This window comes from Limnobaculum eriocheiris (genome assembly GCF_021010575.1).
GTDB classification, from domain to species: Bacteria; Pseudomonadota; Gammaproteobacteria; order Enterobacterales; family Enterobacteriaceae; genus Limnobaculum; species Limnobaculum eriocheiris.
The window spans coordinates 18,985-33,267 of the sequence record NZ_JAJNAG010000003.1 but is presented as its reverse complement, the minus strand read 5'-3'; the positions used below and the strand labels follow the sequence as shown (position 1 = coordinate 33,267).

The window sequence follows — 14,283 nt, the reverse complement described above, 5'->3', positions numbered from 1 at the left end:
TGCGCCAGATCGACTCCAACGGACAACGCTTGTGTTGCCCCGAAGGACAGGCGTTAACCTGTAAATCTCTCCCTCCAATTGACTTCTTTAAATTCAAAGCCAATTATTTTTCTCACTACCAAACCGGTTAGTACAAACTCAGGTACTGAGCCGGTATGACTTACTTCATTACTCTTAGTAACCGGTACCCCTATCAGTTTGGATCATGGTATCGACGCGGCGGTTAGCCCGGTTACAAACGTTGCGTTCGTTGTTTGGCAGCCCCGAGCAGTCAACCGTTAGATCTCTGTCTCCCTGACCGCTGACTGACAATACTGATGGAGATACGCCATAGGAGAGCAACATTTTCTTCACGATTTCCGCACGTTGTACCGACAGCTTCTGGTTAAACGATGAGTTACCTACCGGGTCAGCATGACCAATAATATTCACACGCGAGCCAGCAGGCAGGTCCTTAATGTGGCTTGCCATGTTTTGTACGATTTCGGTGCCACCCGCTTCGATATCCGATACGTTTTTACCGGCGAAGCTGAACAGCACGTTACCTAATGGTGAGCCGCCCACGTAGTCACAGGCACGTACCGCTGAAGCGCGATTGATGGTCGCTCCGCCTTTGTAGCCAAACAGTTTGCTTTCTGCCTGAGTACGGGCCACTGCGATAGGTGTACCTACGCCCGGTACGCGGTTAGTTTCAATAAAGTAGGTTTTACCGCCGTTAAGACGGGCAATGGTTTTTGGTGCTTCTTTGCCACTGTAGTTTGGCGCATCGTCCGCATAGGCTTCGATAATATGTTTGCCGGGTTCCACGCAAAATACGGTGAATTCACCGTTTCTTAACGCGCCCTGAAACTCACGATCGACGTAGACGTTAGAGACCCCCACACCCATATCACCAGCCGGGCGGTAAAGCACCACCTGAACCAGATTTTCACTTACTCTGGATACGGGAACGTATTGTGTACCGGTATGGGTCAGTACCACCGGAGCCGCCGCCGTGGCTTCTTCCGTTGAGCTGATTTCCATCACATCATTTGCCAGTGCACCAGCAGCGGTTACATTAAAGGCCAGTAAAGCAGGAACCAGTCCCATCGCAGAAATACGCAGTAGTGTTGCCAGCTTATTCACTTCAGACTTCTCATTTTCCCTAAACATGTTTACTCCTGGGTTATTCAATTATTGGTAAATTAAGCAGTGTCCCGAAAGGACTGCCTTGCGGCAGTCCTTCGGTTAAGCCATTACAGGATGACCGGGTTCACCGTGTTCTCGACCAGCACCTCGACTCCTGAGGTGCCCATAGTCCAGACGTTATAGGTGTTACCCTGATACTGATAATTGCTTTGCGACATAGTCCACTGACCGTCAGCACTGTTTAGCTGTAAAGTGCTACCGGCATCACCGTTGACCACAATCGCTTTGTTACCACCGTTAATTGCCAGCTCCTCTGACCCCAGGCGCAGGACATCCTCCAGCGATACGTTCAGGGTATTGCTACCATGCCCCATATCGAAGATTTCCACTGAGCTCAGTTTGTCTTTCAGCGCACTCAGGTCGAATAGATCGCCTTTGGTATCCAGAACCAGAGTATCGATACCCGCGTCACCTGAAATTGAGGAAAAGTCTGTAGAGATAACTTTGATGATGTCGTTACCGTCACCGCCCTTGACCTGATCCCCTTTACCCATACCGATAAAGGTATCGTCGCCAAGACCACCCAGCAGAATGTCTTCCTGCCCGGTACCAAACATGATGTCATGACCCTCAGTAAACATCTGGGTAATCGACAATAGTGACTTCGTCGTTGATGACTTGGTCGTCAAGCTATCATCACCCACTTCGATCTGGTTGTTGGCCAGCAATGTCTCCAGATCGATATTCACACCTTTCAGCGTGATTAACTGCTGGAAGCCATAAGCACCACCTTTACCATCACGGTCAATGCTGATTACAGTATCGCTACCCACTTGCTCTACTTTTAAATAGTCCAGTATGCCCAGTGAGGCGTAATCCAGCGTCATCTTGCCGCCATCCACAAAGCAGGATAGTGGACCGGAATAATTCAGCAGATCGCTCAGGTCAATCAGATCTGCATTTTTATCAGTCAATAGATTACCTACTTTGAAGCTATAGATAGTATCCTTACCGGTGCCTCCGGTTCCGTCACCTTCCTTACCTGCATGGACTCTATACACCAGTCTGTCGTTACCACCATTAGTCAGGTAGAAAGTGTCATCACCACCACCGCCTTCAAAATGGTTGTTAGCTGCGTTATCAGTGAAAGTATCTCCATAAGCCGTACCAACTAAGCCTTCAATACTGACCAGAGTGTCAGTACCGTGTCCTGTTGCGGCACCCGTTCTCAGGTTAGCAGTCACCGCTGAAGTAGCATGTCTATAGTCAACAATATCCAACCCACCGGTTTCGCTCCATACGGCCTTTCCGCTCACAATCAGGTCCCAACCACCACTACCAGAGTAAGTGTCGTTACCCGCGGAACTGAAGAAAGTATCGTTATAACCGGTACCGATAATACCACCCGCTCCTACTGTATCATTAACAGCATCGGTATTTTCTGCCGTTAATACATAGGAATCGTGAGACTTATTCGTTGTCAGACCACCCCAAGTTGCATTCACTGTACCGTTGGTATAACCACCGATGCTGGAGGTTGCGCCAACGTGGTTTTCTACACCGTTGGTAATACGCAGCAATTGTACTGAGTACACTTCGTTTGGATCTAATCCAAAGAAGCTAACCAGCCCCATACTGTTACTGGAACCAGATGCCTGAGGATTAATCAGCTGTGTCGCCACCAGTTCACCAGCAGAGTTGTACAGCTTGACAGTATTACTGTAGAAGGTGTTGATACCGAAACCGTCAACAATACGGACCTGCAGGCTGGAACCATCCGCCGCGATGTTGGTATTTTTCACCAGCAATGTTGGTGCAGCACTGGCGCTACTCACCACATTGGAAAGCGAACCACCGCGATACAGCACTAGGTCCATTGAACCATCCCAGTCATAATCAAGCGCTACTGCACCGGTCAGGTTGCTGAATGTCTTAGTGCCTGTCAGGCTAACTGAGTTAGCCCCCCAGGTACCAGTACCGTTGTTGGTATACAACATTGGACTGCCGTTTACACCAGAACGTGGAACTTCGATAATGTCGATCTTGCCATCATGGTTCCAGTCCACCGCCAGTGAAGTACCGCCGTCAATACTATCGCCAAACCACAGAGCCTGAGCATCTGCTGTTTTCAGCTTACCGGTACCATCATTCAGGTAGATGCGGTTTTCATTACTGTTAACCGAGTTTTTCGAACCACGGCTCAGGAATAGATCCAACCAACCATCGCCGTTATAGTCCGCATAAGTCATGGAAATCGACAGATTACCAGCATCCTGATGTCCATCATCTCTAAACACGTTGGCATAGTAACCAACACTACCAAAATTAGTTTTGCTGGTACCTGTTGTCTGGTTGTACAAAATACCCAGACCACGAGAAAGGTTACCTACGCCAACACCCGCTCCGTTGTAGTTAATGTGTGCAGTAATATCAATTGTACCGTTGTTATCGATATCCACTGCACCCACTTCGTGCATCACACTCAGGTTGATTGGAAGAGCACCGCCCGGGTGACCATTATAGAAACCAGCCACATACTCGTAACTCAACGCTCCACCTTCATTTTTCAGGAAGGATATGGAGTCTGCCTCGGAATCCGCCAGCACAAAGTCCAGATAACCATCACCATGGCGATCGTAAGCCACTAATCCACCTAAGTGGTTGAGAGATCCCTGATTTACTGATCTTGCCGTATAACTACCATCTGCATTCTGCATCCAGTAAGCAGTAAGCCCACCATTCCCATAAGAACTGACCTGTGACATCACATCGCTATAACCATCGCGGTTAATATCAGCAAATACTGCCGAGTTAATGTAACGTTCATAACTAGCATCAGTAACGTTACTTGGTTGAGCCAGATAGGTAGATTCATAGTTTTCACGGGTGGTTGCTGTATACACCCGACCAGCATTCGCTGTAGTCGCACCAGAAGTACCAGCAGCGGCCTGGAAGAATGACCATGACCCATTCTGACTAATGGTCACTGCAGCAGAGTTAAGCCCAAGCCCAGGATTCACTGTTCCTCCCCAGCTCTGCTCAACTAACAGAGAACCCGCTCCGTCAGTCACACCAACGCTGGTGGTTTTACTCAGGCTGGAGTGGTTACCTGCATTATCCCATACCATAAATGCCAGGTTATGTGCGCCGGCCGGCAATGTAGTATTTAGTGACCAGGTGCCATCAGCATTGGCTTTGGCAAAGCCTAATACCTGGTCCAGCCCCTCCTGATAAGTACCGTTACTGTTTACATCACTTATCAGCGAAACAATGGCTCCTGCTTCTACTGCACCGTAACGACTACTGTCGAAAGTGAAGCTATCCTTAGAGTTAACGACCTCAGCGACATCCGGTGCTTCCCGAATGCTATCCGGTATCGTCAAATCAATGGTCACTTTATAATCGTTAGTGAATCCAGTGTTAATACCCACATTACCAACATTATCAATCGCCTGAAGTTTGATGTTATATGTCGTGTTAGCCGAGACTTCCGGTAACTCATAACTCCAGGTGTTACCAGCCATGGCAACGTTGTGCCATGTAGAACCATTATCCAGTGAGATTTGTAGATATTCGCCAGATTTCAACGCAGCACTCAGCGTACCACTAAGCGTCACATTACGGTCACGGGTGACCATGTCATCGTTAGTTAACGTCGCACTTTGGCTGAACAGCTGACCACTCACCAATCCATTGCTGGTATCCGTAGAGAGCTTCATCGTCGTATTCAGACCTTCCATATCACGACCTACCGTAACGACAGTCATGTCATGAGAGGCTTTATTACCAATGTTGCCAACATCATCCACTACACGAGCCTGAATAGTATAATTACCATCAGGTAGTACTGTGCCTTGCAGATCAACGGTCCAGTTAGTACCGGTTACTGATGCTGCTCGTGTCCAGGTATTACCTCCATCCAGCGTGATTTCTACCCACTCATCTGCCAGCAACGTTTTATCTAACGTACCGTTTATCAACAGGGTGTTATCGTTGGTAATAAAGTCGGAGTTAACACTTCCGCTATCTTCAGAAATCCCCGTAATAGTGATTTTCGCATCAGATACTGAGGTATCTACCGTAACGATAAATTCATTACTTGGTGCCGTGGCATTACCCACAGCATCTACCTCAACCACAGTAAATTTGTAGGTACCATCAGCCAGCGCACTGGACAGAATCAACTCATGGCTCCAGACATTATTGGCACCTACTGTCGTACTACCCACTTGACGTTTAACACCGAGTTCATCTTCCGCATAGATAATAATGGTATTGCCAATTTCATGGCCGACACCTTTCAGCTCCGGACGGCTATCATCGGTTTTTCCACCAGAAGCCAGATCGCCAGTGATGATGCCAACGTTATCGATGATTTTGTCGATCTTCAGTTCACCACCCATTGGTCCCTGAGTGTCAATCGTCAACGTAAAGTCAGATGTTGGGTTACTCTTATTACCTGCAGCATCGGAGGCAATAACATAATAATCATGACGACCGTCTGCTTGCACCGGTAGCTCATAGACCCATTTACCCTGGTCATTCACCACCACGCTACCCAGCGGTTTATCATTCTCATCATAGATAGTGATAATGCTGCCTTTCTCAGCGTTGCCGTACAGAGTTGGTGTGTTATCGTCTGTACTATCGCCAGTTTTCAGATCACCAGTGATAGTACCAACGTTATCCACGGCCTTCTCAATAGTCGGAACACTCGGAGGAATGCTGTCGATAGTGAAGGCAAACTCCGGACTCATTGGCGTTACATTGCCTGCGGCATCTTTCGCCGTGATCGTAACTTTATGATCGCCCTGTCCCAAATCGGTAGTTGGCGTAAAGCTCCAGCTACCATCAGCTTTCACCGTTGCAGTGCCCTGATTCACACCATCAATATATACCGTAATGATGCTGCCGGGCTTGCTGCTGGTACCCACGATTTCCGGACGTAAATCATCAGTAATACCGTTGGCCTGGATATCACCGGTCACCGTTCCCGTATCATCAATCAGTTTACTAATATCAGCACTCAACGTGCTGGTATCTATAGTGATATTGACAACAGCCGTTGGATCACCAATATTGCCCGCTTTATCGGTAACTGTAGTAGTGAACTTATAGTTGCCGTCTGGTAAATCGGTACTCGGAGTAAACGACCAGGTTCCACCTTCACTAACAGCCGCAGAGCCAATAGCGACTCCATTGTTGTAGATGGTTACAACGCTGCCAGCTTCCGCCTTGCCACTGAAGGTTGGAGTACTATCATCAGTAGTATCGCCGTTACTCAGAGGCCCCTGATAACCACCGACATTATCGGTAATTAACAAGCTTTCTACTGGGCTTGGTACCTTAGTATCTACTTCCAGTACAAACACACTACTTGGATCACTGACCTGACCGATTGGTGAAGTGGCAGTGAATGTAATGTTGTGTGTACCATCTTTCAGTGCCGTTGATGGTTCAAAAGTCCACTTACCGCTGGCATCTGTCATCGTGCTGCCCAACAGAGTGGCACCGTCATATATCCTGATCGTGCAGCCTGCCGATGCTGTACCTTCAAAGACGGGCTTAGTATCATCAGTGACATCACCGCTCTTCAGATTTCCGGTAACAATACCCACATCATCGATAACTTTATCCAGCGTTGGAACAACCACCGGAGTACCATCCACAGTAATGGTATACGCGTTACTAGGTCCAGCTTCATTACCTACCGGATCGCGCTCATAAGCAGTAAATTTATTGCTGCCCTCTTTCAGAGCATCTTCAGGGCGCAGGCTCCAGGTGCCGTTATCTTTAACGATTGCCGTACCTATCAGTACATTCGCACCGGAATCATGGGATACATAAACATAGACCTTGTCACCCGAGGTACCAGTACCCTGGATAGTTGGACGAGTATCGTCAGTAAACTCACCATCTTTAACATTACCTGTCATCGCACCAACCTGGTCATCCACGCCGGTGATGGACAGCTTGCTGCTATCCGGGCCGGTGAAGTCCATAATCAGCACAAAGTCTGACGATGGCAGGCTGACGTTGCCCGCTGCATCCGTGGAGGTGACGTGGAACTTGTGCACCCCTTCCTGCAGCGGTGAGGTTGGGGTAAAGGTCCACTGGCCGGTGGTGGCATCGGCCACCACGGAGCCCAGCAGCGCATCGCCGTCGTACACCTTCACAATGCTGCCCTTCTCCGCCTTACCGGTCAGGGTCGGTGTCGGATCGTCGGTCGCCGCGCCGTTTAGCAGGTCATTCTGAATGGAGCCCACGTCGTCTTTTGCCGACTCGATGGTTGGCTGAGCCGGTGCCACCGTGTCGACGGTAAACTCAAACGCCGAGGTCGGATCGCTGGTGTTGCCGGACAGGTCGGTGGCGGTGGCGGTAATGCTGTGCTTGCCCTGACCTAAATCGGTGGTCGGGGTGAAACTCCAGCTCTTGTCCGCATTCACCGTAGTGGAGCCCAGCAGGGTGGCGCCATCATACACTTTGATAATGCTGCCCGCTTTACCGGTACCGGTGATTTCCGGGCGGGTATCGTCCGTCACGCCGTTTGGTGTGACCTTGCCGACAATGTCGCCCACGTTATCCACCAGCGTATCCAGGCTGACGGTAACGCTTTCGGTGTTGATAGTAATGTTCACCACCGGTGTGGCTGCGCCGGTGTTCCCCGCCTTATCCGTCACCGTGGTGGTAAACTTATAGCTGCCGTCCGGTAGCGGCGTGCTTGGGGTAAAGCTCCAGCTGCCGTCTGCCGCCACTTTGGCGGTACCCAGCAGGTTGCCGTCGCTGTAGACCGACACGATGCCGCCCGCTTCCGCCTTACCGCTGAAGGTCGGGGTATTATCGTCGGTGGTATCGCTGTCTTTCAGCGCCCCCTGATAAGCCCCCACGTTATCGCTGATCAGCAGGTTCTCCACCGCGCCCGGAGGTGTGGTATCGACGGTAAAGTCAAAGATACCGGTCTTCTCACTGGTCTGGCCCACGGTATTGGTGGCATCGGCCGTAATGTTGTACTTACCGTCCGCCAGCGCGCTCTCCGGAGTAAAGCTCCAGTTACCGTCTTTATCAACCCGGGCCGTGCCTATCTTCACATCGTTGTTATAGATGGTGACGATACCGTTTGGTACCGCGGTACCCTTCAGGGTCGGCGTATTATCATCGGTCACATCGCCTTTTTGCAGCGGTGCGGTGATGGTGCCCACGTTATCTTCCACCGTTTCAATCACCGGCGGCTGTGGCTTACTAAAATCAATGTTAACGGTATAAGAGGCGCTTGGATCGGTGGAGTTACCCACCGGATCGACTTCCACCGCGGTGAACTCATTGGTGCCCTTGACCAGCGGGGAAGCCGGACGCAGGGTCCACTTGCCTTCACTGTTCACGGTGGTGCGGCCAATTTCATGATTACCGGTACTGTCTTTAACGTAGACAATGATGGTATCCCCGGCCGTACCGGTACCGCTGATGGTCGGCTGGGTATCGTCGGTGGTCTCACCCGGCTTCACGTTACCGGTATATACCCCCACCTGATCGTCCACGCCGGTGATGGACAGCTTGCTGCTATCCGGACGAGTATAGTCAGTAATAATGATAAAATCGGCCGATGGCTTACTCGTATTACCTGCGGCATCGGTAGCGGTAACATGGAACTTGTGTTCACCTTCACTAATTGGGGTAGCTGGCGTGAAGTTCCATGCTCCTGTGGAGCTATCCGCAATCACTGTTCCCAACATCACGTTACCGTCATATACGGTCACAACGCTGCCTTTCTCCGCAGAGCCTTTCAGGGTTGGTGTAGAATCATCGGTTATGCTGCCACTGGCTAATGAACTTTGCTTACTACCTACGTCATCAATTGCGGAGTCGATAACTGGCATGGCTGGTGCGATAGTATCAACAGTAAAGTCAAACGCTGCCGTTGGCCCTGTCAGGTTACCGGCTTTATCGGTCATAGTGACTGTAATGCTGTGTGTTCCATCCTTCAGTGCATCGGATGGCGTGAAGCTCCAGTTACCATTGGCTTTAACTGTGGTTTCGCCCAATAACGTACTACCATCGTATACCTTGATGGTGGCGCCGGGCTTACCCTGACCAATGATTTCTGGTTTAGTATCATCAGTGACACCATTAGCACTGATATTGCCGGTAATAGTACCAAAATCATCGATTAATGTAGTAATACTGACCGAATAGTTAGACGTATCAATAGTAATTGACAGACTAGGACCGTCTGGATTGACGTTACCCGCTTTATCAGTCACGGTGGTGGTGAACTTATAATCCCCGTCAGCCAGTGCCGAATCCGGTGTAAAAGTCCACTTACCTTCATTATCAACTTTCGCCGTACCCAGCACTTTACCATCCGCATAGATAGTAACGGTGCTGCCTACTTCCGCCTTACCACTGAACGTTGGGGTGTTGTCATCACTGGTATCACCGTTTTTCAGCACTCCCTGATAATCACCGACGTTGTCAGTTACCACCAGATTTTCAACAGCGTTCGGTGCTTTAGTATCTATTTCAAAGTCGAAGATACCGGTCTTATCACTGGTTTGACCGACAGGGCTGGTGGCCGTTGCGGTAATACCGTGCTTGCCGTCTGCCAGTGCAGTATTCGGGGTGAATGTCCAGACCCCCTTATTGTCAGCAATTGTCGAACCTAACAGAGTTACCCCATCGTAAATACGTATGGTATAACCTGCTTCCGCGGTACCCGTAATAGCTGGTTTGTTATCATCAGTCACATCGCCTTTTTGCAATGGACCAATTATGTCTCCTGCGTTATCCAGCACGTTAACAATCACTGGCTCACTTGGGCGAGAAACATCCAGTGTCACGGTGTACTGATTACTTGGATCAGTTTTATTGCCAGCCGTATCCACTTCCACCACAGTGAACTGGTTGCTGCCAGGTAGTAATGGGGTTGCTGGTTGGATATTCCATTTACCGTTAGCGTCAACGATGCCCCGGCCAATTTCATGATTGCCGGTGCCATCATTCACATACAGAATAATAGTGTCACCCGCGGTACCAGTGCCCTGAATAGTCGGACGGCTATCATCCGTAGCACCGCCATTGGTGATGTTACCGGTGATTTCACCATAGTTATCAAGTACACCTGTGATAGATAAATTTGCTGAGTCTGGTGCCGTAGTATCCACCACAAACTCAAAACCATCAGAAGGCTCACTGGTATTGCCCGCTTTATCGGTTTCAGTCACAGTAATATTGTGTTTGCCTTCTTCCAGTGGAGTTTCTGGTGTAAAGGTCCATGCACCATTCTCATCAATGATGGCGGTACCAATAACTTTGCCGCCGTCGATAACCGTGATGATATTTCCCGGCTCTCCTTCGCCAGAAAAAGTTGGTGTTGTGTCATCGGTTTCACTGCCGTTAGAAATTGAACCAGTGATATCTCCCTGATTGTCGATAACGCTATCAATGCCAGGTTTAGCCGGTGGCGTGGTATCCACCACAAAGTCAATGGATTCAGACGGTTCGCTGGTGTTGCCCGCTTCATCGGTTTCGGTGATCACCAGACTGTGATCGCCTTCGCCCAGCTCTTCGTCCGGGGTAAAGGTCCAGTTGCCTTTTTCATCCACGATGACGGTACCAATCACTTCGCCGTTATCGGTGATGGTGATGGTGCTGCCCGGCTCACCCTTACCGTTAATCTCCGGCTTCGTTTCGTCAGTAATGCCACCGTCGGTGATAGAGCCGGTCTTGTCACCGGTCTTATCAATAATGTCGCCAATGCCAGGTTTAGCCGGCGGCGTGGTATCCACCACAAAGTCAATAGGGTCAGACGGTTCGCTGGTGTTACCCGCTTCATCGGTTTCGGTGATCACCAGACTGTGATCGCCTTCGCCCAGCTCTTCGTCCGGGGTAAAGGTCCAGTTGCCTTTTTCATCCACGATGACAGTACCAATCACTTCGCCGTTATCGGTAATGGTGATGGTGCTGCCCGGCTCACCCTTACCGTTAATCTCCGGTTTCGTTTCGTCAGTAATGCCGCCGTCGGTGATAGAGCCGGTCTTGTCACCGGTCTTATCAATAATGTCGCCAATACCAGGTTTAGCCGGCGGCGTGGTATCCACCACAAAGTCAATAGGGTCAGACGGTTCGCTGGTGTTACCCGCTTCATCGGTTTCGGTGATCACCAGACTGTGATCGCCTTCGCCCAGCTCTTCGTCCGGGGTAAAGGTCCAGTTGCCTTTTTCATCCACGATGACAGTACCAATCACTTCGCCGTTATCGGTAATGGTGATGGTGCTACCCGGTTCACCCTTACCGTTAATCTCCGGTTTCGTTTCGTCAGTAATGCCGCCGTCGGTGATAGAGCCGGTCTTGTCACCGGTCTTATCAATAATGTCGCCAATACCAGGTTTAGCCGGCGGCGTGGTATCCACCACAAAGTCAATAGGGTCAGACGGTTCGCTGGTGTTACCCGCTTCATCGGTTTCGGTGATCACCAGGCTGTGATCGCCTTCGCCCAGCTCTTCGTCCGGGGTAAAGGTCCAGTTGCCTTTTTCATCCACGATGACGGTACCAATCACTTCGCCGTTATCGGTAATGGTGATGGTGCTGCCCGGATCACCCTTACCGTTAATCTCCGGCTTCGTTTCGTCAGTACTGCCGCCGTCGGTAATAGAGCCGGTCTTGTCACCGGTCTTATCAATAATGTCGCCAATACCAGGTTTAGCCGGCGGCGTGGTATCCACCACAAAGTCAATAGGGTCAGACGGTTCGCTGGTGTTACCCGCTTCATCGGTTTCGGTGATCACCAGGCTGTGATCGCCTTCGCCCAGCTCTTCGTCCGGGGTAAAGGTCCAGTTGCCTTTTTCATCCACAATGACGGTACCAATCACTTCGCCGTTATCGGTAATGGTGATGGTGCTGCCCGGCTCACCCTTACCGTTAATCTCCGGTTTCGTTTCGTCAGTAATGCCACCGTCGGTGATAGAGCCGGTGTTGTCACCGGTCTTATCAATAATGTCACCAATGCCAGGTTTCGCTGGTGGTGTTGTATCAACAACAAAGTCGCGCGAATCGGAAAGCGCACTCACGCCACCCGCTTTATCCGTTTGAGTATAAGTAATGCTATGATTGCCTTGGGCTAAATCAAAATCAGGTGTCCAACTCCAGGTACCGTCAGCATTAACCGTTGTACGGCCAAGCTCTTTTTCACCAGAACCATCACTATTATCATAAATAATGACAATGTTACCGACTTCACCCCAACCCTTAAATTCTGGACGAGCGTCATCTGTCTTACTACCATTCTCAATAAGGCCAACCCGAATCCCTACATCATCGTAGGCCTCAAGACGTGGTGGCTTATCTGGCGCAGAAACATCCACATTGAAATCAAAAGTCGGAGAAGTCGCGCTGGTATTGCCCGCGATATCCGTTTCCGTTACGGTAATCTGATAATGACCATCTGCCAGATCGGCAGTTGGCGTCCAGCTCCAGGTGCCATCCTCACCAACAGCAGTTTTACCTGCTTCTTTACCATCAATAAAAATAGTAATAGTGCTACCAGCTTCACCTTTGCCAGTGATCTCAGGGCGAGCATCATCTGTCGTGGCTCCGTTAGCGATAGTGCCGGTAATAGCTCCGACATCATCTGATACCTCAAAAAGAGGTTTATTTGGCGCTACAGAATCTACAATAAAAGTGAAATCATTAGACTGTTCGCTGGTTTGACCATCAGGGTTGGTTTGGGTAATAGTAATTTCATGAGAACCATCACTTAACGCAGTTTCTGGCGAGAAACTCCAGTTACCGTCAGAACCAACAACGGCAGAGCCAATTGCTATGCCGTTATCATAGATAGTGATGATATTACCGGCTTCGCCGGTACCGTATATAGTCGGCTTGGTTTCATCAGTAACAGAACCATAAGTGATTGGGCCGGTAATATTGCCAGTCACATCCGTTGCACCACTGAGTGTTGGTACCGAAGCAGGTTGTGGTGACGGTGATGAATCATTATCTTTGTTATGCTCATAGATAGCATTACCAACAATTCCACCGATAACAGCGGCTCCCAAAAACCATGGCCATAATGCTAACAGGCCAGAATCATTGGTTTCAGTATTCTCAAACAGATAAGCACCATCGCCCATTGGCATACCACCAAGTGCAACGGGGGCAAAGCTGCCGTCGTTAAACAGATAACCATCGCCCAAACCGGAGCCATCAGTCACCACATAGGCATAAATCTGACCATCTTCCGCCATACCTAATAATGGCGTGTTATCACCGGATAGATAGTAATCCTCAATAACTATTGCCGGGCTGGTATCACCTTCCAGAATTACATACAGATCGTCCCCGTTACGCTGAAGCGTAACGTTTTCCGGAGCAAAATTGTCGCTCTGATTTTTAAGAAGATATTTTGTACCTGCCTGAATTTTTATCTTGATGGGTTTTCCCGCATTCAGAGATACTATCTGAGAAGGACCACTTCCTGAATTAACCAACAAACTAGCATTCGCATTCATATTTAAATAACTCCTTGAATCCCTAATTTCCCCTAAGAGAAGCGTTTCGTCAGATACATATCAACCAACTCAAACAAATCCTTCCCCAAAAGACGAATACAACACAAAAAAACCACACATGAAGACTTGATAAAACCCTATCTCAATCCATCGGTGGATATTGGCCAGATTTACCAGGTCAATAAAAATTATTAAGACCTTACAAAAATTAGATTTTTTAAGTTACCTTGATAAAAAAACAAGTTAACATAAGAATAAATAAGCTCATGAAAAAACAATGAGATAAAAAAATTGGAAAATAAAGGAAATATTAATAAATAGCGGGATAATAACCCTTGAAAACTATATGATTCCATAATATTTATATTAAAATCCAACATGTTTATAACTCTTAATAACTATATACACATCAATAAAAACCACCATTTAAGTAGTAGTTACATATAACAAAAATTTAACAAGCTATAATGATTCATTGAAAAATATCAAATTTCATAAAATCTCAGCCATTATTTAATTCATTATAAATTACTCTTTTATATTATTGTTATTATAATATTTAATATTGCTTATTAATTTAATTAATAAAACTCATTGAATTTATATTCAATTAAATAATAAAAATGGATTTGTTGCGGCAATTAATACCACT

The 14,283-nt window shown here is 48.5% G+C and carries 2 protein-coding genes; both read right to left on the bottom strand.

All coding sequences use genetic code 11. From position 1 onward, the window contains the following. Window positions 1-174: 174 nt before the first annotated feature. A complete protein-coding gene (locus LPW36_RS02330; protein WP_230607892.1) occupies window positions 175-1,152 on the bottom strand; it encodes an OmpA family protein in 978 nt (325 codons plus the stop codon). A gap of 83 nt (window positions 1,153-1,235) precedes the next feature. Then, window positions 1,236-13,631, bottom strand: coding sequence for an Ig-like domain-containing protein (locus tag LPW36_RS02325; RefSeq protein ID WP_230607891.1), 12,396 nt, complete (start codon window positions 13,629-13,631; stop codon window positions 1,236-1,238). Window positions 13,632-14,283 lie beyond the last annotated feature (652 nt).